Origin of the sequence: Polaribacter sp. WD7 (assembly GCF_003335085.1) — a bacterium.
Taxonomy (GTDB): Bacteria; Bacteroidota; Bacteroidia; order Flavobacteriales; family Flavobacteriaceae; genus Polaribacter.
Map to the genome: position 1 here is coordinate 367,534 of NZ_QPEJ01000018.1, position 25,226 is coordinate 392,759.

Annotated in this window: 18 protein-coding genes; 13 read left to right on the forward strand and 5 right to left on the reverse strand. The window is 31.0% G+C overall.

Going from position 1 to position 25,226, the window contains the following annotated elements; all coding sequences use genetic code 11:
- The first annotated feature begins 7 nt into the window (after nucleotides 1–7).
- The 7 genes from nusA (at nucleotide 8) to DUT90_RS10920 (ending at nucleotide 10,393) form a co-directional block, all read left to right on the forward strand.
- On the forward strand, nucleotides 8–1,264 hold the full coding sequence (gene nusA / locus DUT90_RS10890; RefSeq protein ID WP_114427215.1) for a transcription termination factor NusA: 1,257 nt from the start codon (nucleotides 8–10) through the stop codon (nucleotides 1,262–1,264).
- A gap of 61 nt (nucleotides 1,265–1,325) precedes the next feature.
- Nucleotides 1,326–4,157, forward strand: coding sequence for a translation initiation factor IF-2 (gene infB, locus DUT90_RS10895; RefSeq protein ID WP_114427216.1), 2,832 nt, complete (start codon nucleotides 1,326–1,328; stop codon nucleotides 4,155–4,157).
- Between the two features lie 136 nt (nucleotides 4,158–4,293).
- Nucleotides 4,294–7,272: a leucine--tRNA ligase gene (locus tag DUT90_RS10900; protein ID WP_114427217.1), complete on the forward strand. Its 2,979-nt coding sequence runs from the start codon at nucleotides 4,294–4,296 to the stop codon at nucleotides 7,270–7,272.
- Nucleotides 7,273–7,332: 60 nt separating this feature from the next.
- Complete coding sequence (locus tag DUT90_RS10905; RefSeq protein WP_114427218.1) at nucleotides 7,333–7,587, forward strand: SemiSWEET family sugar transporter; 255 nt, start codon at nucleotides 7,333–7,335, stop codon at nucleotides 7,585–7,587.
- A gap of 93 nt (nucleotides 7,588–7,680) precedes the next feature.
- The gene (locus DUT90_RS10910) at nucleotides 7,681–8,145 is read left to right on the forward strand and encodes a hypothetical protein (protein WP_114427219.1); all 465 of its coding nucleotides are present in this window, start codon (nucleotides 7,681–7,683) and stop codon (nucleotides 8,143–8,145) included.
- Between the two features lie 49 nt (nucleotides 8,146–8,194).
- Entirely contained in the window at nucleotides 8,195–9,604 is a 1,410-nt protein-coding gene (locus DUT90_RS10915) for an ATP-binding protein (protein ID WP_114427220.1), read from the forward strand.
- Nucleotides 9,605–9,616: 12 nt separating this feature from the next.
- Complete coding sequence (locus DUT90_RS10920; RefSeq protein WP_114427221.1) at nucleotides 9,617–10,393, forward strand: enoyl-CoA hydratase/isomerase family protein; 777 nt, start codon at nucleotides 9,617–9,619, stop codon at nucleotides 10,391–10,393.
- Between the two features lie 101 nt (nucleotides 10,394–10,494).
- Here the strand turns inward: DUT90_RS10920 and DUT90_RS10925 are convergent, their stop codons facing one another.
- Together DUT90_RS10925 and DUT90_RS10930 are read right to left on the reverse strand one after the other, a co-directional pair.
- Nucleotides 10,495–11,076 (reverse strand): hypothetical protein, encoded by a 582-nt coding sequence (locus DUT90_RS10925; protein WP_114427222.1) that lies wholly within the window; start codon nucleotides 11,074–11,076, stop codon nucleotides 10,495–10,497.
- A 258-nt stretch (nucleotides 11,077–11,334) separates the two neighbouring features.
- Nucleotides 11,335–11,916, reverse strand: a complete 582-nt coding sequence (locus tag DUT90_RS10930) for a hypothetical protein (RefSeq protein ID WP_114427223.1) — start codon at nucleotides 11,914–11,916, stop codon at nucleotides 11,335–11,337.
- 542 nt (nucleotides 11,917–12,458) lie between these two features.
- Here DUT90_RS10930 and DUT90_RS10935 point away from each other — a divergent pair.
- Nucleotides 12,459–13,331: an AraC family transcriptional regulator gene (locus DUT90_RS10935; RefSeq protein ID WP_114427224.1), complete on the forward strand. Its 873-nt coding sequence runs from the start codon at nucleotides 12,459–12,461 to the stop codon at nucleotides 13,329–13,331.
- A gap of 124 nt (nucleotides 13,332–13,455) precedes the next feature.
- On the opposite strand, the gene DUT90_RS10940 is transcribed toward DUT90_RS10935, so the two are convergent.
- From DUT90_RS10940 to DUT90_RS10950, 3 genes are all read right to left on the reverse strand, one after another.
- The gene (locus DUT90_RS10940; protein ID WP_114427225.1) at nucleotides 13,456–14,115 is read right to left on the reverse strand and encodes an HD domain-containing protein; all 660 of its coding nucleotides are present in this window, start codon (nucleotides 14,113–14,115) and stop codon (nucleotides 13,456–13,458) included.
- Nucleotides 14,116–14,192: 77 nt separating this feature from the next.
- Nucleotides 14,193–14,432 carry a hypothetical protein gene (locus DUT90_RS10945; protein ID WP_114427226.1) on the reverse strand — a complete coding sequence of 80 codons (240 nt, stop codon included), beginning with the start codon at nucleotides 14,430–14,432 and terminating at the stop codon, nucleotides 14,193–14,195.
- Between the two features lie 63 nt (nucleotides 14,433–14,495).
- A complete protein-coding gene (locus DUT90_RS10950; RefSeq protein WP_114427227.1) occupies nucleotides 14,496–14,906 on the reverse strand; it encodes a BrxA/BrxB family bacilliredoxin in 411 nt (136 codons plus the stop codon).
- A gap of 318 nt (nucleotides 14,907–15,224) precedes the next feature.
- Here DUT90_RS10950 and DUT90_RS10955 point away from each other — a divergent pair, with 318 nt between their 5' ends.
- From DUT90_RS10955 to DUT90_RS10975, 5 genes are all read left to right on the forward strand, one after another.
- Entirely contained in the window at nucleotides 15,225–15,971 is a 747-nt protein-coding gene (locus DUT90_RS10955; RefSeq protein ID WP_114427228.1) for a TerB family tellurite resistance protein, read from the forward strand.
- A gap of 10 nt (nucleotides 15,972–15,981) precedes the next feature.
- Nucleotides 15,982–17,205, forward strand: coding sequence for an NAD(P)/FAD-dependent oxidoreductase (locus tag DUT90_RS10960; protein WP_114427229.1), 1,224 nt, complete (start codon nucleotides 15,982–15,984; stop codon nucleotides 17,203–17,205).
- Nucleotides 17,206–17,300: 95 nt separating this feature from the next.
- Nucleotides 17,301–20,705 (forward strand): isoleucine--tRNA ligase, encoded by a 3,405-nt coding sequence (ileS, locus tag DUT90_RS10965; RefSeq protein WP_114427230.1) that lies wholly within the window; start codon nucleotides 17,301–17,303, stop codon nucleotides 20,703–20,705.
- Nucleotides 20,706–20,709: 4 nt separating this feature from the next.
- Complete coding sequence (locus tag DUT90_RS10970) at nucleotides 20,710–21,087, forward strand: TraR/DksA C4-type zinc finger protein (RefSeq protein WP_114427231.1); 378 nt, start codon at nucleotides 20,710–20,712, stop codon at nucleotides 21,085–21,087.
- Nucleotides 21,088–21,191: 104 nt separating this feature from the next.
- The gene (locus DUT90_RS10975; protein ID WP_114427232.1) at nucleotides 21,192–25,226 is read left to right on the forward strand and encodes a T9SS type A sorting domain-containing protein; all 4,035 of its coding nucleotides are present in this window, start codon (nucleotides 21,192–21,194) and stop codon (nucleotides 25,224–25,226) included.

Sequence of the window (25,226 nt, forward strand, 5' to 3'; positions counted from 1 at the left end):
GAATGAAATGGAGAATATAGCATTAATTGATTCGTTTTCAGAATTTAAAGATAACAAAAGTATAGACAGAGTAACACTAATGTCTATTTTAGAAGAAGTATTTAGAGCTGCCTTAAAACGTAAGTTCGGGTCAGATGAAAATTTTGATATTATCATAAACCCAGACAAAGGAGATTTAGAGATTTGGAGAAATAGAGTGGTAGTTGCAGATGGTTTTTCTGAAGATGATAACGAAGAAATCGAATTAAGTGAAGCAAGAAAAATTGAACCAGATTTTGAAATTGGTGAAGATGTTTCTGAAGAAGTAAAACTAATCGATTTAGGAAGAAGAGCAATTTTAGCATTGCGTCAAAATTTAATTTCTAAAATATACGAGCATGATAGTACCAATATCTTTAAACAATTTAAAGATTTAGAAGGAGAATTATTTAGTGCAGAAGTGCATCATATTCGTCATAACGCAATTATTTTATTGGATGATGAAGGTAACGAAATTGTATTGCCTAAGAGTGAGCAAATTCGTTCAGATTTCTTTAGAAAAGGAGATTCTGTAAGAGGTGTAATTAAATCGGTAGAATTAAGAGGTAACAAACCGGCTATCATTTTATCCAGAACATCACCTATTTTCTTGACAAAATTATTTGAACAAGAAATTCCAGAGGTTTTTGATGGATTAATTACTGTAGAAGGAGTTGCAAGAATACCAGGAGAAAAAGCAAAAGTAGCTGTAGATTCTTATGATGATAGAATAGACCCTGTTGGTGCTTGTGTAGGTGTAAAAGGATCTCGTATTCATGGAATTGTACGCGAATTAGGAAATGAAAATATTGATGTAATCAATTACACAAAAAACGAACAATTGTTCATTTCTAGAGCCTTAAGTCCTGCAAAAGTAACTTCTATGGAAATAGAAATGTATGAAGAAGAAAAAAATGGTAAAAAAGGACGTGTAAATGTACTTTTAAAACCAGAAGAAGTTTCTAAAGCTATTGGTAGAGGTGGTGTAAACATTCGTTTGGCAAGTGAATTAACCAAATACGAAATAGACGTTCAAAGAGAAGGTTTAGAAGAAGAAGATGTAGAGTTAACAGAATTTGTTGACGAAATTGAAGATTGGATAATTGCAGAATTTAAAAATATTGGTTTAGATACTGCAAGAAGTGTGTTAGAAACTTCTGTAGCAGAACTGGTAAAAAGAACCGATTTAGAAGAAGAAACCATTATAGATGTTCAACGAATTTTAAAGGAAGAATTCGAAGACTAAAGTATAGTAAGAAATAAAGTAAAAAGTCATATTTTTACAAGTAATAAGTTAAAAAAAATATATGTCTGTAGGCAAAACAATGAGGCTTAATAAAGTGTTAAGAGAATTAAATATTTCTCTTGATAGAGCTGTCGAGTATTTAGCGGATAAGGGTCATGATATAGAAGCAAGACCAACCACTAAAATTACCGACAACGTTTATCAAGTACTACTTGACGGCTTTGAAACAGACGCAAACAAAAAAGCTGCGTCTAAAGAAGTTGGAGAGGAAAAACGTAAAGAGAAAGAAGCAATTCGTTTAGAACTTGAAGCTAAATTAGAAAAGAAAAGAGCAGAAGAAGAGAAGAAAGAAGAAGTTTTAAAAGCCAAAGCAGATAAATTGGAGTTTAAAACTGTTGGTAAAATTGACATTGATAATGTAGGCAAAAAACCTGCAGAAAAAGTTGAAGAGCCAGTTAAAGAGGAACCAAAAGAGGTTAAAGAAGAACCTAAAAAAGAAGCTCCAAAGCAAGAAGAGGTTAAAGTAGTAGAAGCTAAAGCTCCAAAACTTGAAGGTTTAAAAGTCATTAAGAAAATTACAGAAACCCCAAAGGTAGCTCCAAAAAAGGAAAAAGAAGAACAACCTAAACCTGTAGCTAAAGAAACGCCAAAGCAGGCAGAAGAGAAAAAAGTAGAAAAAAAGGAAGAGGTTACTCCAGAAAATGCAGAGACTATTAAAACTCAGTATAAAAAACTTGATGGACCAAACTTTACAGGTAAGAAAATTGATTTAAAGCAATTTGAAAGACCAAAAAAGAAAAAAGAAGAGAAAAAAGATACTGCAGGTAATTCAGATACAAAAAGAAAACGTAAAAGAATTAGCAAACCAGCAGCTGGAGGTTCTAGTGGAGGAAATCAAAGAGGAGGTCAAAACAATAGAGGCGGTCAAGGAAATAGATTTAACAAAGGTAGAGGAGCAAACAGACCAGCAGCTGTTAAAAAAGAAGAACCAACAGAAGCAGAAATCCAAAAGCAAGTTAGAGAAACACTAGAGAAGCTTCAAGGTAAATCTTCTAAAGGTAAAGGTGCAAAATACCGTAGAAATAAAAGAGATGCACACAGAGAACAAACAGAAGCAGAGTTAGAAGCACAAGCATTAGATAATAAAATATTAAAAGTAACAGAATTTGTTACTGTTAGTGAAGTAGCAACCATGATGGAGGTTCCTGTAACCGATATCATTTCTTCTTGTATGATGCTAGGTATGATGGTAACCATGAATCAGCGATTAGATGCAGAAACATTGGTTATTGTTGCAGAAGAATTCAACTATAAAGTAGAGTTTATTGGAGCAGAGGTAGAAGAAGCTATAGAAGAAGTAGAAGACAAACCAGAAGATTTACAAAAACGTGCGCCAATTATTACGGTAATGGGTCACGTAGATCACGGTAAAACATCTTTGCTAGATTATATTAGAAATGCAAATATAGTAGATGGTGAAAGTGGAGGAATCACGCAACATATTGGAGCCTATTCAGTAAATGTAGGTGATGAAAAAATAGCATTTTTAGATACACCCGGTCACGAGGCTTTTACAGCAATGCGTGCACGTGGAGCGCAGGTTACAGATTTAGTAATTATTGTAGCAGCAGCTGATGATGATGTAATGCCGCAAACGAAAGAGGCAATTTCTCACGCACAAGCAGCAGGAGTTCCTATTATTTTTGCAATCAACAAAATTGATAAACCAAATGCAAATCCAGATAACGTAAAAACACAACTTTCTTCAATGAACTTATTGATTGAAGAATGGGGTGGTAACATACAATCTCAAGATATTTCAGCAAAAACGGGTCAAGGAATAGATGAACTGCTAGAAAAAGTATTGTTAGAAGCAGAGGTTTTAGAATTAAAAGCCAACCCTAATAAAAATGCTGTTGGAGCAGTTGTAGAAGCACAATTAGATAAAGGACGTGGATATGTAACTACTATTTTAGTACAAGGAGGTACCCTAAAAATAGGAGATTATATCTTAGCTGGAAAAAATAGTGGTAAGGTTAAAGCCATGTTTGATGATAAAGGTAAAAAACTTAAAGTTGCTGGACCATCAACACCAGTATCTATATTAGGTTTAGATGGAGCACCTCAAGCAGGTGATAAATTTATCGTTTTTGATGATGAAAGAGAGGCAAAACAAATTGCTACAAAACGTTCTCAATTACAACGTGAGCAATCTGTGAGAACTCAAAAAACATTAACACTAGATGAAATTGGTCGTAGAATTGCGTTAGGAGACTTTAAAGAATTAAATATTATCCTTAAAGGAGATGTAGATGGTTCTGTAGAGGCATTAACCAACTCTTTCCAAAAATTATCAACAGAAGAAATTCAAGTTAATATTTTACACAAAGGTGTAGGTGCTATTACTGAGTCTGATGTATTATTAGCAACAGCTTCAGATGCAATTATTGTTGGGTTTAATGTACGTCCGCAAGGAAATGCAAGAGCCGTAGCAGACAAAGAAGAAGTAGATATCAGAACATACTCTATCATCTATGATGCCATTAACGACTTAAAAGACGCCATGGAAGGAATGTTATCTCCTGAAATGAAAGAAGAAGTTACAGGTAATGTAGAAATTAGAGAAGTGTACAAAATCTCTAAAGTAGGTAATATTGCAGGTTGTATGGTAATGTCTGGTAAAATCTATAGAGATTCGAAAGTACGTATTATTAGAGACGGTATTGTAGTACATGATGGAGTCTTAACCTCTTTAAAACGTTTTAAAGATGATGTTAAAGAAGTAGCAAAAGGTTATGATTGTGGACTTCAAATTAAAGGATATAATGATATTCAAGAAGGTGATGTAATTGAAGCTTATCAAGAAGTTGCTGTAAAGAAAAAGTTGAAATAAAAACAACTTTAAACATTTATAAAAATCGAGATTTCTTATACAAGAGATCTCGATTTTTTATATACCTATATTTTAATAGGGTTTATGTACTCTTTTATAGAATAACCGTAAATTTGCATCCTTAAACGAATAGACGATGCAATACAATCATCAAGAAATAGAAAAAAAATGGCAAGAATTTTGGGCAGAAAAACAAACGTTCAAGGCCTCAAACAATTCTAATAAACCTAAATATTATGTGCTAGACATGTTTCCTTACCCAAGTGGTGCAGGGTTACATGTAGGGCATCCATTAGGGTATATTGCATCAGATATATACGCGCGTTACAAACGTCATAAAGGATTTAACGTACTGCATCCTCAAGGTTATGATTCTTTTGGGTTACCAGCAGAACAGTATGCTATTCAAACAGGGCAGCATCCTGCAAAAACCACAGAAGTAAATATAAAAACATATAGAAGGCAATTAGACCAAATTGGTTTTTCTTTTGATTGGAGTAGAGAAGTACGTACATCAAACCCAGAATATTACAAATGGACACAGTGGATTTTTATTCAGTTGTTTAATTCTTGGTACAATAAAGACGCAGATAAAGCAGAAGATATTACTTCTTTAATTTCTATTTTTACAAAGGAAGGAAACAAAACCGTAAATGCCGTTTGTGATGACGATATTATTTCTTTTTCAAGTGATGAATGGAACGATTTTTCATCAGTAAAACAAGAAGAAATTTTGTTGCAATATCGATTGACTTTTTTATCGGATACAGAGGTAAACTGGTGTCCTGCTTTGGGTACAGTTTTGGCAAATGACGAAATTGTAAATGGAGTATCAGAACGTGGTGGGCATCCTGTGGTTCGTAAAAAAATGACCCAATGGTCTATGCGAATTTCTGCTTATGCACAACGTTTGTTAGATGGTTTACAAACTATAGATTGGCCACAACCTCTAAAAGATTCTCAAACCAATTGGATTGGTCGTTCTCAAGGAGCAATGGTAAACTTTCAGGTAGATGAGCCAACAACCAACAACCAACAACCAAAAACTATTTCTGTATTTACCACAAGACCAGATACTATTTTTGGAGTGAGTTTTATGACGTTAGCTCCTGAACATGAATTAGTGTCACAAATTACAACTGATGAGCAAAGAGTAAAAGTTAAAACATATATAGAAGCTACAGCAAAACGTTCTGAACGAGATAGAATGGCAGATGTAAAAACTATTTCTGGGGCATTTACAGGAGCATATGCAATTCATCCGTTTACGGGAGAAAAAATACAAATTTGGATTGGAGATTATGTATTAGCCTCTTATGGTACAGGAGCAGTTATGGCAGTTCCTTGTGGAGATCAAAGAGATTATGATTTTGCAAAACACTTTAACATTCCTATTCCTAATATTTTTGAAAACGTAGATATTTCTGAAGCTGCCCATGCAGATAAAGAAGGAACAGTAATTGCAAATTCAGATTTTTTATCAGGATTAAAATATAAAAAAGCATTAAAATTAGCCATTTACGAAATTGAAAAACGAGGTTTTGGTTACGGAAAAACCAACTATCGTTTGCGTGATGCAGTGTTTAGCAGACAGCGTTATTGGGGAGAACCATTCCCTGTCTATTATAAAGACGGAATGCCACAAATGATTGATGCAGGGTATTTGCCAATTGTTTTGCCAGAAGTAGAAAAGTATTTGCCAACAGAAGATGGAAAGCCGCCTTTAGGTAATGCAGATATTTGGGCTTGGGATACTAGTGCTAACAAAGTGGTAGCCAATTCTAAAATAGACAACACAACAGTTTTTCCGTTAGAATTAAATACCATGCCAGGGTGGGCAGGAAGTTCTTGGTATTTTAATAGATATATGGATGCTAACAATGCTAATGAATTTGCAAGTAAAGAAGCTCTTGATTACTGGAAAGAAGTAGATTTATACATAGGAGGTTCAGAACATGCAACGGGTCATTTATTGTACGCTCGTTTTTGGCAAAAATTCTTATTCGACAAAGAAATTGTTCCTGTTGATGAGTTTGCGAAAAAACTGATTAATCAAGGAATGATTTTAGGAACAAGTGCATTTGTTTACAAAACATCTGTGTTTGTAAAAAATGGTTGTGCTATAGATAAGTCAAATGATGATGTTATTGAAAATATACCAACTCTTTTTGTTTCTAAAACACTATTTAGTTCTGATGATGAGTTTGAAAATGTTGTTAAAAATTACTTATTAGACAAAAAATTATTACATCCTAATTACGCAGATTTAGTAATGATTACTAAAAATGCCATTCATGCAGATGTTTCTTTAGTTAATGCTTCTGATGAATTAGATATTGAAGGGTTTAAAAATCATCCTTTAAATCAAGATTACAGAGATGCAGCGTTTATCACTGAAAAAGACAATACTTTTAAAGTTGCTAGAGAAGTAGAAAAAATGTCTAAATCTAAATTTAATGTAGTAAACCCTGATTTAATTTGCGAAGAATACGGAGCTGATGCTTTACGTTTATTTGAGATGTTTTTAGGTCCTTTAGAACAAACAAAACCTTGGAAAACGTCTGGAATCTCTGGTGTATATTCTTTCTTAAAAAAATTGTGGAAGCTATTTTATAGCGGAGAAAATTTAGAGATTTCTGAGGAAAAGCCAACAAAGGACGAACTAAAAACCCTACACAAAACCATTAAAAAAGTAGAAGAGGATATTGAGAATTTCTCTTTTAATACATCTGTTTCTACCTTTATGATTGCTGTAAATGAGTTAACTGCTCAAAAATGTAACAAACGCAAAATTTTAGAACCGTTATTGGTGTTAATTTCACCTTATGCACCTCATATAGCGGAAGAATTATGGAGTCAGTTAGGGCATACAGAAAGTATTTCAACAGTTCAATTCCCAGTTTTTGAACCAAAAAACTTGGTAGAAAGTGCTAAGAATTATCCAATATCATTCAATGGTAAAATGCGTTTTACGTTAGAGTTATCATTGGACTTAAGTAAAGAAGAAATTGAGAAAATTGTGATGGAACACGATAAGACCAAGGCACAGTTACAGGGCAGAACACCTAAAAAAGTAATAATAGTACCTGGTAAAATTGTAAACATAGTAGGTTAAATACTTGTCTTTTTAAGAGGTAGCTTTGTTATTTTTGTAGTATAATTTAAGACGTATAAGATGAACATTTTCGAAATTTTAGGAATGTTAGCAGCAATAATTACAACTACTGCATTTTTACCACAGGTATATAAAACGTGGAAAACTAAAGATACTAAGGCATTATCATTAACCATGTATACCGCATTTTTTATTGGGGTAACCTTATGGATAATTTATGGTTTTTACTTAAATAGCTTACCTATGATAATTGCAAATATAATTACAGCTATATCTGCATTAACCTTAATAGGCTTAAAACTAAAATATAAGTAGCGTATTTTATCATAAATAAAACCAAAAGTCGTTACAGTATTTGTAACGACTTTTTTATTTGATTATCTTGTACAACTAAAACAAATTTTTGTAATGAAACTGAACATCTATTTAATTTTGGTTTTTTTGATGTGTTATTTTACATCATGTAAAAAAGAAACTTCTTTACAAGGATTTATGACAGATTCTTGGCAAACTACCTACTTAAAGATAGATATGATTACTGCTCATAAAACAGATTCTTTAGAAGTTTATGAAGATAAATTTGATAATAATCCAGAGTTTATAGCGCAATCTATTTACAACAAAGATGGAACATTTTTAGCGTGGTTTCTTACCAAAGAGAATAAAAAAGTATCAGAATCTACAGGTACATGGAGTGTTCTTAATGATTCTTTATTTGTAAAATTTAACTATGGTGGCAGAGATATGAAAGTGGGTTATCATATTACAAAAACAAAAGATGGTTTTGTAGGTAAAAGCAAGTATGATTGGGATGAAGATGGTGATTTTGATGATATTTTAACGATGAAAACCAAAAGACTAAACACAAAATAATTTGTTTCTATTTAAAAATATTTCTTTACGGATAAGAATTTTTTTATCCATGATTCTATTGGTATTGTTAGCATCAATACTAATTGTTGTGGTTACTGTTTATCAATATGACGAACAAACTCAAGATTACAATATTCAACGTTTTGAGCGTAAAGAAGCTACCACTAAAGAAACGATAGAATTAGAATTAAAAAATAAAACTACCTATCCTGTTAGTACAGAAAATTTGCCTAAAATTTTTAAAGAACGTATTTATGAAATTTCATCTATAAATAAGTTAAATATTGCGTTGTACGATTTAAAAGGAAACCTGCTTAAATCTTCTATAGCAAGTGCTTTTGAAAAAATTGAAACCAAACCATTAGAAGAAAGTTTATTGATAGAGTTGGCACAGAATTCTAACCACAGAATTTTAAAATCTAGAGAAGAAGAAGGTATTGGATATCAATCTTCCTATTCGTACATAAATGATCCAAAGTTTAAAAGAATAGGAATTTTAGAAATTCAGTTTACACAAGACAATTCTGAAATAGAAGAAGAACTTAGAGAGTTCATTTCTAGATTAGGTTTGGTGTATGTACTCATGTTTTTAATAGCTATTGCCTTTGCCTATTTTTTATCTAGTTATATTACAAGGTCTATAAAGACAATTTCAGACAAAATGCAACAAACTCGTTTAAATAAAAGAAATGAGAAAATTATTCTAGAAAAAGCAAGTTCTGAAATAGAAATTTTGGTAGACGCATACAATAACATGATTGATGAATTAGAAGAAAGTGCAGCAAAATTAGCCCAAAGTGAAAGAGAACAAGCTTGGAGAGAAATGGCAAAACAAGTAGCACATGAAATCAAGAACCCGCTAACACCAATGCGATTAACTGTTCAAAGTTTTCAACGCAAATTTGATCCTAAAGATAAAGATGTTATAGAAAAACTAAATGAATACAGTGAAACTTTAGTGCAACAAATAGATGTAATGAGTTCTATAGCATCTGCATTTTCTGATTTTGCAAAAATGCCAAGTCAGAAAAAAGAGAAAATAGATGTTATACATGTTGTAAAATTTGCATTAGATATTTTTACCGAAAGCTATATTAAGTATATACCTAAAGAGAAACAACTGTATGCTATATTAGATAAAACTCAACTGATTAGAATTGTAACCAACTTAGTAAAAAATGCAATTCAAGCTACACATACAGAAGAAAATCCTTCTATAGAAGTAAAAGTAGAAAATAAAGAAAATACAATTATAATATCTGTAAAAGATAACGGAAAAGGAATTTCAGAAGAGGTAAAAAACCTCATTTTTGAACCTAAATTTACTACAAAAACAAGCGGAATGGGCTTAGGGTTGCCAATGATAAAGAATATTATTGAAGCGTACAATGGTTCAATTTCTTTTACGTCAAAAATTGGAATTGGAACAGCTTTCACGGTAATACTACCCAAAACATAAAAACTTAAGTTTATGAATTTTGAAAATATTTTAGTTGAAAAAAAGAAAGCATTAGCCGTAATTACTATTAATAGACCTAAAAAATTAAATGCTTTAAATAAAGCTACTATTGAAGAATTACATACTGCTTTTAAAAATGTAGAAGAGGATAATTCTGTTAGGGTTATTATACTTACAGGAAGCGGAACAAAAGCATTTGTTGCTGGTGCTGATATTTCTGAATTCTCTAATTTCGGTATTCAAGAAGGACTACATTTGGCTCAAAAAGGACAAGAAATCTTGTTTGACTATGTGGCAAATTTATTTAAACCTGTAATTGCCTGTATAAATGGTTTTGCTTTAGGAGGTGGTTTAGAATTAGCAATGGCTTGCCACTTTAGAATAGCTTCAGAAAACGCTAAAATGGGCTTGCCAGAAGTTTCTCTTGGTGTTATACCTGGTTATGGGGGTACACAACGTTTGCCCCAATTAGTAGGCAAAGGAAAAGCTATGGAAATGATTATGACTGCAGCAATGATTTCCGCAGAAGATGCTAAAGTAAATCAACTAGTAAATTATGTAGTACCTCAAGAAGAGTTGCTACCTTTAGCAGAAAAATTAGCATCAAGAATAGCAAATAATTCATCTACTGCAATTAGCGCAGCGATAAGAGCTATTAATGCTAATTATGAAAAAGAAGTAAATGGTTTTGATATTGAAATTCAAGAATTTGGAGAATGCTTTGGGACAGAAGATTTTAAAGAAGGCACTACAGCTTTTTTAGAAAAAAGAAAACCAAATTTTGACTAGAAAATATGTAATATTTAAGTACTAAAACAAAAAAACGAGCCAAAAGGCTCGTTTTTAGTCATCAAAATTAAGCAGTAGTTTTGATGAAACAATTAACTAAATTAAATCACGAAGTCTTCTGTGTACATTCTATTGTCTGTACTAATTACTACTTTGTAGTTTCCTTTTTCTGATTGAGATAATCTGTAAGCTCTCTCAATCAATTCTTTTCCTTTAAGAGTTTCAGAAAGAATCAATTCATCTTTATAATACAAAGAAACTTTTAAGGGTTGTTTTGTAAAAGAAACTCTAGAAATTAATAATAAATTTTCGTCGTTTCTAATTACTGGTTTAAATATTTTGGTAGTACTGTTGTCAAAAAGTGTTACACTTCCTTTTTCAACTTTTATTTTTTTTACAATAATTTCAAAATCTTTTTCTAACTCTGTTGTGTAATAACCATCTTTTAAGGCAGTTAAATCAAATATTTTAGAATAATCACCAGTTTCTTGAATATTTTGTTTGTAAATGGTAATTCCATTTTCGTCTTTAATAGTCAAGGCTTGTCCTATTTTTACGGAATTAAACTCAACTTTTACTTTTTTACCACTAACTTTAATAGGTTTTGTAATTTCTGTTGCGTAGCTTAATAATGTTCCAAACATTAAGACTAATACTACTGTTGCTTTTACTGTTGATCTCATTTTTTTCTCATTTAATGATTAATAACACTACAAAGATATAGACCTGATAGAGTTCTTAAAACAACTGAATTATCAACTTTGTATGTTATTTTAATCAATATAATTATGTTTAATTTTAACTTATGTTAAAATAGAATATAAAGATGTTAATTATGTAACTAACATCTTTATCAAATTTTTTCAAATAAAAAAAGCGAGTCTTAATTGACTCGCTTTCATCATTCAACTTATAAAAGTCTCTATAAACAATTAACTAAATTATATTGTAAACTCTTTTGTATACATTCTTCCGTCTGTACCTAAAACCAATTTATAGTTTCCTTTTTCTGATTTCGATAATTTGTAAACTCTTTCAATTAGTTTTTTACCTTCTAATGTCTCAGAAAAAATCATATCGTTATTGTAATAAAGCATTACTTTAACTGGTTGTTTTTTAAAAGCAATTTTAGAAACTAATAACATATTACCTTCATTTCTAACCACAGGTTTAAAAACTTTAGTTGTTTCTTGTTTAAATAAAGTAACCGTATTTTTTTCTACTTTGATTTTTTGAATAATTATTTCAAAATCTTTTTCTAATTCTGTAGTATAATAACCATCTTTTAATAATGATAAATCAAATATTTTAGAATAGACACCAGACTCTTGAATGTCTTGTTTATAAATGATAACTCCGTTTACATCTTTAATAGTTAAAGCTTGCCCCTTTTTAACGGCATTAAACTGTACTTTAACTCTCTTTCCGCCTATTTTAATAGGTTTAGTGATTTCTGTCGCGTAACTTATTAATGTTCCAAACATTAAGGTTACTAATAGGATTGTTTTTACTGTTGTTCTCATTTTTTTCTCATTTAATGATTAATAACGCTACAAAGTTAAAGAGGTTATAGAGTTAAAAAAACAACAGATTTATCATATAAATGTCTCATTTTAACAGGTATTAATGTTGAATGCATTAATGTGTGTTAATTTAGTATATATATGTGTTAATTTTTAAGAGTATCGTTTTTTGTGTAAAGTGTAAACAACAAAAAAGCGAGTCGTAAAAGACTCGCTTTTTACATCTAACTTACAGTAAGCTCGATGAAACAATTAACTAAATTTTGAATTGAAAACTCTATATAAAATTCTATTTACTATAATAAATAATTTAAATAAGAATTTACTATTTGCTTTTTTCAAATATATTTAATACTCCTATTAAATACATTACAAATATATATTGGTTTTACAACATGAAACACATCTAAATTGGCTAGTTTGTATGCTAAATTATCAAATTAACTAATGTTAAAATGCAAGTAGGTTAAAATAGGATATATTTTTGTTAATATTATATATTTTATTCCAATACTGTGTTGTAAATTTGTAACAAAATAGAAATTTTGAAGGTAAAACCTACATTAGAAAAGATAAGTCCAGATTTTGGAAGCTCTATATTGGTTAAAAAACATACAGAGTTTTTAAAACAAATAAAAGCTTTCTGGCATTTTCATCCAGAAATAGAGCTTGTATACGTTAACAAAGGAAAAGGAAAAAGACATATTGGTAATCATTTGTCTTACTTTAACAATAGTCAACTTTTATTGTTGGGCTCTAATTTACCTCATAATGGTTTTACAGATAGATTAACTACAAACGGTTCTGAGACATTAATACAATTTAAACCAGATTTTTTAGGTGATGATTTTTTTTCTGTTCCAGAGATGAAACCCATTCATATATTGTTTGAAAAAGCTAAGAAAGGAATTCTTTTTGGAGTTAAAACCAAGCAAAAATTAGGACCTAAAATTGAAAAAATTGCAGAAAAAAAGGGTTTCAAACAAATTTTACTGTTATTAGAAATTTTACATACATTATCTAAATCTGAAGATTATACTTTATTAAATGCAGATGGTTTTGCCTTTGAAGCGCAACCTCAAGATAGTTCTAAGATAGATGTAATTTATAAATTTATAAACGAGAATTTTGATAAACATATTAGTCTAGATGAAATTGCTGACTTAGTAAGTATGACTGTACCTGCTTTTTGCCGTTTTTTTAAGAAAACTACAGGAAAAACATTTACCAAATTGGTCAATGAATATAGAGTTGTACACGCTACAAAATTGCTATCAGAAAGTAAAATGAGTATTACAGATATTTGTTTTGAATGCGGTTTTAATAATTTCTCTCACTTTAATAAATTGTTTAAAGAATTTACTGGAAAATCAGCTTCTAAATATAGAAACGAAATGATGAATTTAATTCAATAATTATCATATAGATAACGCTTTAGAGTATGATAATTTTAAAGTAAGCAATTAATTATTCAATTAGGTAAAGAGTTGCGTTTACAAGAAAAAAGTAAATCACTATTAGCTTATTAAAATGCTAATATCATTTCACACCATTCCATTCCTCATAAAATTGATTTAAAAAACTTTCCATATACACATGTCTTTCAGTAGCAATTTGTTTTGCAGTTTGTGTATTCATTTTGTCTTTTAGCAATAGGAGTTTTTCGTAAAAATGATTTATGGTTGGTGCTTTAGTGTTTTTATACTCTTCTTTAGACATATTTAAATTTGGTAAAATTGAAGGGTCATATAAAGGTCTATTCTTAAATCCTCCATAATTAAAACACCTAGCAATACCAATAGCACCAATGGCGTCTAGCCTATCTGCATCTTGTACTACTTGAAATTCTTTAGAATTTATAGGTATACTATCTTTTTCAAAAGAGTTTTTAAAAGACATGTTTTTAATGATATTGATAACATGTGCAATAATTCCGTTGTCAACGTTTATAGCGTGTAAAAATTCAGAAGCTTTTTTTGGACCTATTTCTTCATCTCCTCCATAAAATTTAGGATCTGCAATGTCATGTAATAAAGCCGCCAAAGAAACTACCAAAATATCTACTTTTTCTTCTCTAGAAATTAATATAGCATTTTTAAAAACACGTTCTATGTGAAACCAATCATGACCACCTTCGGCATTTTTTAACTCTTCTTTTACAAAGGCTATTGTGGTGTCTATCAATTTTTCATGAGTCATAATCAATTATTTTTAAATGCGTCTCAGGTTTTGGTTATATTAAATATGTCATTAATAGGTATATAAAATAAAATAATTTATTTTCTAGAAATTAATTCTTGTTTAATTTTTTTCAATTCAAAAACCATAACAAGCCACATAGGTAAAAAAAATAAAGGTAAAAAAGTCTGAAAAGAAATGCCTTTTTCTAGCGTTACAAAAACAGAAAATACAATCATCAAAATAACAACGATAGCTTTAATAAATACCATTACTTTTTGTTTTTTTAACTTTTTAGAAAGCTCTTCTGTGGTGTAAGAAGTAAAATGTGTTGGCATATTTTGGTTTTTTGTAAAAAAAATAAATCCACGTAATTTACGTGGATTTCATTTTAGTCAATTTTAACAATACTCTTCGTAAGCTTGCGCTAAATTTTGAGCAATCATTTGAGCAGATCTTCCTTCTATATGATGACGTTCTAACATGTGTACTAAGTTACCATCTTTAAACAAAGCAATAGCTGGAGATGATGGAGGAAAAGGAATCATAAATTCACGTGCTTTTTGTGTAGATTCTTTTTCAACACCTGCAAAAACAGTAGTTAAATTAGTTGGAGTTTTATCTGCTCCCAAAGAAGCTATAGCTCCTGGTCTAGCAGTACCTGCTGCACAACCACACACAGAATTTACCATTACCAATGTAGTTCCTTCTTTAGACATCGCTTTTTCAACATCTTCACTTGTATATAATGCTTCAAAACCTGCATTGATCAATTCGTCACGCATTGGTTTTACTAATTCTTCTGGATACATAATTCTAAATATTTAGATTTTTAATAGTGCAAATTTAATTAATTTACTGTTAACTATAAATAACAAACTAACAACAATTTAGATAGTACTATAAAGAATAATAATTTTTAAGTTTTAAGTGTTACGCTAAAGGTGTAAGTTCTCCTTATTTTAAGTACTACAGTACAAAATAGTATTGTAAGGCATAATCAAAAAAAAATCTCTTTAATGAGATTTTGTGTTTAAGTAAAGTTGCTAAAAAAATGAATTTTTAAAAACTAAATAAATTAACACATCTTGATGATTCCTTATCTTTGAAAAATTAATATAGATATTTGTATGGGGAATTTTTCCAAATGGTTAGGCGCAGGCTTAGGATTTACTTTAGGAGGTCCTATAGGAGCAGCAATAGGTTTTGCTTTAGGTAGTTTTGTAGATGGTTTTTCTGATGATGACTTAAAAGAAGAAAGACAAACCTATCAAAATAATAAAAGGACTGTAGACACCCAATCTGGAGATTTTGAAATGAGTTTGTTGGTATTGGCATCAATAGTTATAAAAGCTGATGGTAAGGTAGACAAACGCGAACTAGATTTTGTGCGTACACAATTTTTAAGTATGTATGGCAAACAAAGAGCAAACAACGCCTTTAAACTATTTAAAGGAATCGTAAAAAAGAAAATTTCTGCGCGTCAAGTTTGTATTCAAATAAGACAAAATATGTCTCATGCCTCTCGTTTGCAATTGGTACATTTTCTTTTTGGAATAGCAAAGGCAGACGAATTTGTAGTGGCTGCAGAAGTAGATGAGATTAAGAAAATAGCGGGTTATTTGTATATAAACCAAAGAGATTTTGACTCTATTAAAGCAATGTTTTACGATGCAACAGACAATGCGTACAAAATTTTAGAAATCGAAAAATCTGCTTCCAATAGCGAAATTAAAACTGCATATAGAAAAATGGTTAAAAAATATCATCCAGATAAATTGAGAGATTTGGGTGAAGAACACATAAAAGGAGCCAAAGAAAAGTTTCAAAGTATACAAGAAGCATACGAGAAAATTAAAAACGAAAGAGGAATATAAATAAAACCAAATGACAGTAGAAAGATTTGATGTTGTAGTAATTGGTGCAGGTCCTGCAGGAGGACAAACGGCTAGAAGTTTGGCAAAAAAAGGTGTAAGCGTCGTATTAGTTGAAAAACACGAAAACTTTTCATTAAACAATTTTTCTAGTGCAGGCATGACCCTAGAACCTATAGATGAGTTCAATATTCCAGAGAGTGTTGTAGGGGCTTACTGGAAAGATTTGGTTATTCAATGCACAAAAGAAGCCTATACTTGGCAAGGAAACACTAAAAAGGGAGTAGTGTTAGATTTTAAAAAATTACGAGAATTTTTAGCAGACGAAACAACAAAACACGGAGGAAAAGTTTTAATGGGCTATAAATACGAAAGTAAAGAAATACAAGGTAATCAGGTAACGGTTTTACTTTCTCACTCAGACAAATCAAAATCTTTAAAAATTGAAACCAAATTATTAGTAGATGCAACAGGGCCTTTAAGAAAAGTAATGTACGATGCCAACGAAACACAACCAGAAATGGTTTTAGGAAGTGGTACAGAATATGAAATAGAGGTGGAACAAGAAGTTTACGATAAATTTAAAGACAAATTGTTGTTCTTTTTAGGACATAAATGGGCTATTAAAGGATATTCCTGGATTTTCCCCATGCAAAATAGAGTGCTAAAAGTGGGTGCAGGAAAAACACACATCAAATCTAAAGATCAAGAAAAAACTAATAAAACAACAAGAAAAATTACTGAGAAAATTATCTCAGAATACATCAAGACTACAAATTATAAAATTATAGACAAACACGGAGGTATTTTACGATACAGTATTGGGTTAAAAGATACATTTTACAACAATAAAGTAGTTGCCGTTGGTGATGCTGTATCTGCTATAAACCCAAGAGGAGGAGAAGGTATTAGGTATGCAATGCAAACAGGAGAATTAGTGTCTAATTACATTGTAGAATACCTAACTACAGGGAAAGAAAATTTTGATGAATATCAAAAAAAATGGCGAAAGAAAACATTATTAAAATGGAAATTAAGCGAATACTCTGGAAGAAGAATGTATAGCAGATATACAGATAATCAAATAGAAAATAGAGTAAAATTTTTTAGAAAAAACTTTACGATTGATGATATGATAGACAGCCTATTCAATTTTAAATACAACAAACTTTTTACTCGAATTTTTCAGTACAGCTTCTTAAAAATTCAATTTCTATTTAAAAAAGAAAAATTTTAGGTATACAAATACGAATACTTCATTTTAAATATACCTATATGTCTATTTTTTAAAGAAATTCCTTAATTTCGCATCCTTATTAGAAAAGATCGAAAATGAGCGCTAAATTTCCTGAATATAAAGGACTTGACTTACCAAAAGTTGCAGACGAAATCTTACAGTATTGGCAAGAAAATAACATTTTTGAAAAAAGTGTTACTACTAGAGAAGGTGCAAAACCGTATGTGTTTTTTGAAGGGCCACCATCTGCAAATGGTCTACCTGGAGTTCACCATGTTTTAGCAAGAGCTATTAAAGATATTTTTCCTCGTTATAAAACGATGAAAGGCTATCAAGTAAAACGAAAAGCTGGGTGGGATACTCATGGTTTGCCAATAGAATTAGGTGTTGAGAAAGAGTTAGGAATTACTAAAGAAGACATTGGTCAAAAAATTTCTGTAGAAGAATACAATGCAGCTTGTAGAAAAGCAGTAATGCGTTATACAGATATTTGGAATGATTTAACACAAAAAATGGGCTATTGGGTAGATATGGATGACCCATATATAACCTATGAACCTAAATATATGGAGTCTGTTTGGTGGTTGTTAAAACAGATTTATAATAAAGAATTATTATACAAGGGCTATACAATTCAACCCTACTCACCAAAAGCAGGTACTGGTTTAAGTTCTCATGAGCTAAACCAACCAGGAACTTACCAAGACGTAACAGATACTACAATTGTAGCTCAATTTAAAGCAATTGAAAATTCGTTGCCAGCATTTTTGCAAAAATACGACCATTTAAATTTTATTGCTTGGACAACAACACCTTGGACGTTGCCAAGTAATACAGCATTAACAGTTGGCCCAAAGATAGACTATGTAGTCGTAGCCACTTACAATCAATATACTTTTGAGCCAATTCATGTTATTTTAGCCAAAAATTTAGTAGGTAAACAATTCTCAGGAAAATATGTTGCAGTAGAAAAAGCAGAAGAATTGAGTAGTTATGTTAAAGAAGATAAAAAAATTCCTTTTTTAATTGTTGATGAATGTAAAGGAACAGATTTAGTTGGAATAAAATATGAACAATTATTAGATTATGTTTTACCAAATGACAATCCTCAAGATGCATTTAGAGTAATATCTGGTGATTTTGTTACTACAGAAGACGGTACAGGTATTGTACATACATCACCAACTTTTGGAGCAGATGATGCTTTGGTTGCAAAACAAGCAATACCAGAAATTCCGCCAATGTTGGTCAAAGATGAGAACGATAATTTGGTTCCGTTAGTAGATTTACAAGGTAGGTTTAGACCAGAAGTTACAGATTTTGCAGGTAAATATGTAAAAAATGAATATTATTCAGAAGGAGAAGCACCAGAAAAATCGGTAGATGTAGAAATTGCTATTAAATTAAAGATAGAAAATAAAGCCTTTAAGGTAGAAAAATACAAGCACAGTTATCCAAATTGTTGGCGTACAGATAAGCCAATTTTATATTATCCATTAGATTCTTGGTTCATCAAAGTTACTGATGTTAAAGACAGAATGCATGAGCTAAACAAAACCATTAACTGGAAACCAAAATCTACGGGAGAAGGTCGTTTTGGAAATTGGTTAGCAAATGCCAATGATTGGAATTTATCACGCTCAAGATACTGGGGAATTCCGTTACCTATTTGGAGAACAGAAGATGGTAAAGAAGAAACCTGTATAGGTTCTGTAGAAGAATTAAAAGCAGAAATGCTACGTGCCGTAGACGCAGGTATAATGAGCAAAGACATATTCTCAAGCTTTGAAGTTGGAAACAATTCTGACGAAAACTATGCAAAAATAGATTTGCATAAGAATATTGTTGATGAAATTACGCTAGTATCTGCATCAGGAAAACCAATGAAACGAGAGTCTGATTTGATTGATGTTTGGTTTGATTCTGGTTCTATGCCATATGCACAATGGCATTATCCGTTTGAAAACAAAGAAAAAATTGACAATCATAAATCATATCCTGCAGACTTTATTGCAGAAGGTGTAGACCAAACACGCGGGTGGTTTTATACATTGCATGCTATAGCAACTATGGTTTTTGATTCTGTTGCCTATAAAAATGTAGTGTCTAATGGTTTGGTTTTAGACAAAAACGGACAAAAAATGTCTAAACGTCTAGGAAATGCTGTAGACCCTTTTGAAACTTTAGGAAAATATGGTGCAGATGCCACACGTTGGTATATGATTTCTAATGCCAATCCTTGGGACAATTTAAAGTTTGATTTGGAAGGAATTGAAGAGGTTAAGCGTAAGTTTTTCGGAACATTATACAACACATATTCATTCTTTTCTTTGTATACTAATATTGATGGTTTTTCATACAGTGAAGCAGATATTGCTTTAGAAGAAAGACCAGAATTAGACAGGTGGATTTTATCAGAATTACACACCTTAATTCATAAAGTTGATAAATTCTATTCAGATTACGAACCAACCAGAGCAGCAAGAGCAATTTCAGATTTTACCCAAGAATATTTAAGCAATTGGTATGTGCGTTTGAGCAGAAGACGTTTTTGGAAAGGAGATTATCAAACCGACAAAATTTCTGCATATCAAACTTTATACACCTGTATGGTAACCATTGCAAAACTGGGTGCTCCAATTGCTCCTTTTTTTATGGAAAGGCTGTATCAAGATTTAAACTCGGTGACTGGTAAAGAAACATCAGAAAGCATCCATTTATCAGAGTTTCCAAAGTTTAACGAAAGCGTTGTAAATCAAAGTTTAGAGCGTAAAATGGAAAGTGCACAAATTATATCTTCCTTAGTATTATCACTAAGAGCTAAAGAAAAAATTAAGGTGCGCCAACCTTTGCAAAAAATAATGATTCCTGTTGATAATCAACAACAAAAAGAAGAAATAATAGCAGTTTCTAACTTAATTAAACATGAGGTAAATATTAAAGAAATTCAATTGTTAGAAGATGCTTCAGATATCTTAATCAAACAAATTAAACCTAATTTTAAAGCGTTGGGGCCTAAATTTGGAAAAGAGATGCGTTTTGTAGCCGCAGAGGTTCAGAAATTTACCCAAGAAGATATTAACAAAATAGAAAAAGAAGGTAACATTTCTATTGCAATTAATGGAAAAAATATTATTTTAGAACGCGCAGATGTAGAGATATCATCAAAAGATATTGAAGGCTGGTTGGTTGCCAATGAAGGATCGTTAACGGTTGCTTTAGATGTTACGATAACAGAAGATTTACGTAAAGAAGGAATAGCCAGAGAATTGGTAAATAGAATTCAGAACGCACGTAAAGACACAGGCTTAGAGGTAACAGATAAAATTAAGCTTACGGTTTTAAATTATGAAAACTTACAGCAATCTATTATTGATAATAAAGACTACATTATGAGTGAAACATTAACCAAAGATTTGGTTTTTGTAGATCAATTAACCAATGGTACAGAAATAGAATTTGACGCCATAAAAAGTAGAATATTAATAGAAAAAATGTAAGAATATGTCAGATATCAAGGTAAAATATTCAGAAGAAGACTTACAAGAATTTAGAGCAATTATTGATAAGAAAATAGCAAGAGCAGAAGAAGATTTAGCAATATTAAGAAGCGCATATAAAAATGATGCAAATAACGGTACAGATGATACTTCACCGTCATTTAAATCTTTTGATGAAGGTTCTGATGTAATGAACAAAGAAGCAAACGTGCAATTGGCCATCCGTCAAGAAAAATTTATTAGAGATTTAAAAAATGCATTATTACGTATAGAAAACGGAACTTACGGTGTGTGTAGAGTAACTGGTAAATTAATTCAAAAAGAACGTTTAAAATTGGTACCTCATGCAACCTTAAGTATTGAGGCAAAACGCAAACAATAAAATGCGTACATAATCTTTGATAAAATTAAAGGCTTTTAAGTAAAATACACTTGAAAGCCTTTTTTAATTGCTTTAAATGAGATAATTGCATTATTTTTACAATTATGAAGAAGAGTACATTAGGTTTTGTCTTTTTAGTTGTTAGTACAATTTTATTACTAAAACTTTTTAAAAATAGGAATAAAGATGTCGTAGAAAATAATCGTTTACACAAACATCCGCTCCATTATTTTCTCCAACTTACAAATCAAGAAAGATTAGCTTATAATTTACCACCAAACAAATATTACGAAGAAAAATATTTGTTAGAAATGAATCCACATACAGGTAGAACACATCCAGAAGAAACCTATAAAATTCAACAAAAGTTAAAAGAACAAAAAAAACTGTATAGAAGAACACCAGGAGACGCTATAGACAATCAATGGGAAGAAAGAGGTCCTAACAATGTTGGTGGAAGAACAAGAGTAGTGTTATTTGATCCAAACGATGCTTCTCAAAAGCGTGTTTTTGCAGGTGGTGTTAGCGGAGGTCTTTGGGTAAACGATGATATTACCGATGCTAATTCTTCTTGGACTCAAGTAGGTATAGATGACAATTTATCTGTAACCTGTATGGCTGTAGACCCTAATAATACTCAAATAATGTATTTAGGTACAGGAGAATTATATGTGCCTCAACAAGCATTAGGTAATGGTATTTGGAAATCTACAGATGGCGGAAATACTTGGACTAACGTATACAGAACAAGAGGCACTACCTCAAATGGTTTTGTACCAGGAACCTACTATATTACCGATATTGTTGTTAGAGATAAGGATGGAGATACCAATACAACTAATGACTCTGAAGTTTTTGCAAGTATTGGGGCCTCATTTTATACAAGTAATCCAATAAATACCTTTGTGGGAATTAATGACTATGGAATTTTTAAATCTACAGATGAAGGCAATACTTGGAATCAAGTAACTTTAGATGTTAATGGAAATAGCATTGCACCCAATGATTTTGAAATTGGTTTAGACAATACGCTTTGGTTAGCTACAACTAGAAATGTTTATGGAGATGGTGGAGGTAGAATTTACAGTAGTTCAGATGGAATAAATTTTACGTTAAAACATACCATTGCAAACGGAAGAAGAACAGAAATTTCGCTATCTAAACAAAATGCAAATACTGTTTACACTTTAGCAAGATTATACAATGTAAACCCTTCTAATCAATTAATTGCACCATTTGTTTCTATTTTAAAAACTACTGATGCATTTGCAACGCCACCAACATCACTAGCTTTACCTAATGATGCTGATAATGGCATACCTGCAAATGATTTTACTAGAGGTCAAGCGTTTTATGATTTAATGATTGAATCTCATCCAACTAATGATGCAACAGTGTATGTTGGAGGTATAGATTTGTTTGAAACAATAGATAGTGGTGCAAATTGGACACAAATATCCAAATGGTCTAACAATAATAATTTAGCAGCTTTAGATGTTTCTTTAGTGCATTCAGATCAGCATACAATGGTATTTCATCCAACAAATAATGATGTTGCAATTTTTGGAAATGATGGGGGGGTATATTATTCATCAAATCTTTCTGATGTTTCTACAGATATTTCTATCAATTCAAGAAATAAAGATTACAATACTGCTCAATTTTATAACGGTTCAATTTCTCAAACAGAAGCTCCAACATATTTTTTAGCCGGTTCTCAAGACAATGGTTCACACTTACTTAATAATCCTTCTAGCGGAATTAATTCGTCAACAAAGGTGTTGGGTGGTGACGGAGGTCAATGTTATATAGATAAAGATAATTCTTACATGATAGTTACCACTACATTTAACAGAATTAGAAGGTTTGATTTACCCTATACTGGAAATAGTATTACTATTGTTTCTGATGGTACTACAGGTAGTTTTATCAATGCAATGGCATTGGATGATAATTTAGATATTTTATACACCAACGGAAGTTCACATTTAGCACGCTTTACAGATATTACGACAAGTTCACCCTTAAGAACAAACATTACAGATGCTTTATTAAATGATATAACTGCTATTAAAGTATCTCCATTTACAACAACTTCATCAAAAGTTTTTGCTGGTACACGAAGAGGAAAGCTAGTAAAAATTGAAAATGCCGAAACAGAAAATCAACTGATAACAGATATTTCTGGAGCAAATTTTTTAGGTAGTATTTCATCAGTAGAATTTGGTGCTAGTGAAAGCGAAATTATGGTTACTTTTTATAATTTTGGTGTAGAGAATATTTGGTTTACAACTGATGGAGGAGTAACATGGCAAAATAAAGAAGGTAATTTTCCTGATACTACTGTGCGTTGTATTTTAATGAATCCGTTAAATTCAAGCGAGGTTATTATAGGTACAGAGTTAGGAGTTTGGTCTACTCAAAATTTTAGAGATGCTTCACCAAATTGGCAACATGCTTATAATGGTATGTCTAATGTTGCAGTAACGTCTTTAAGTTTAAGAAAAGTAGATAATACCGTTTTGGCCACTACTTTTGGAAGAGGAATGTACACGGGAAAATTTAAAGGAAATTCACTTACAATTTGGACAGGAAATATTAATTCTGATTGGACAAACACAGGCAATTGGTCTAATGGTTTGCCAACAATAAATACAGATGTTAACATACCCAATACTTCCAAAAACCCCATTTTAAACAGTAGTGTTACAGTAAATAATTTATCAATAGAAAAGGATGCAGAACTAATATTAAACGAATCATCAGGATTAACAATCAAAGATAACTTAACCAATAACGGATCTCTAATTATAAATAGTACACTATTAAATTCCGGAAGTTTAATTGTAGAAGGTTCATCAACAGGAAACATTACTTATAATAGATTTGTAACAGATAATTGGCACTTGGTAAATGCACCAGTAACAGATCAAGTATATAATGATGATTGGGTTTCTGTAAATGCCATTGCATCAGGAATTGTAAACCCTAATTTAAGAGGTATAGCTACTTACAGTAATAGCAGTGGTTCTTGGCAATATATGACGGCTGGAGATTCTGGAGTCTTTAAAAAAGGAACTGGATATTCTCTATTAAAAACTTCTTCAGGAAATTTAAGTTTTACAGGGCAACTTGTAACTACAAATACTACAAAAAGTGTAACCAAAGGAACTAGCAATGCTTTTAATTTAGTAGGTAATACGTATACCTCTTATATTCCGTTAAATAATGGTGCAGATGCAGTTAATAATTTTTTAGATACAAACGTTAATGCGTTAAGTGAACTTACAATTTGGCTTTGGAACGGTTCTTCGTATACGGCCGTAAACCATGTTACACCAAGTCAATTTATTGCTCCAGGACAAAGTTTTTTTGTGCATACAAAACCAGAGGGAGGTATAATTTCTTTTACTAAAGAAATGCAAAATCACCAAAATAGTAGTTTTTTAAAAAACAAAGAACTTAGACCAGAAATTAAAGTGATCTTACGTAAAGGAAAAGAAAAAAAACATACAAGTATTTTTTATAATGATGAAGCCACTGAGGATTTTGATAATGGTTATGATAGTTCTGTATATACAGGTTTTTCTAATAATTTTGAAATTTATACCACATTAATAAATCAAGAAAAAGAGATGCATTTAGCCATACAATCTATTCCTAAAGATGCATCACCTGTGATACCTATTGGTATAATTGCAAGTGCTAATAATGAATTTAAGATAAGTATAGATGCTAAAAACTTAGATGAAACATACGATGTATATTTAGAAGATAGAGACACAGGGGTATTTACACTGTTAAATGATGATAATGCATTTTATACGTTTACAACAAGTACTGCCCTTAATGGTTCTGGACGATTTTTTTTACACACTACTTCCCAAACATTGCAAACTAATAAAGAAAAATTTTTATCGAAAATAAACATCTTTTTAAGTGATGATAAACTAAAATTTTTAAACTTACCCGAAGGGAAAAAATCAGTTAAAATTTTTTCTATCTTAGGAAAATTAGTACATAAAAGCAACATAGAAACTAGCAATTTTATAATTATTAAAAACTTAGTAAAAGGCAATTATATAGTGCGTTTAGCTACAGAAAAAGGGAATATCAGTCAAAAAATAGTTATTGAATAA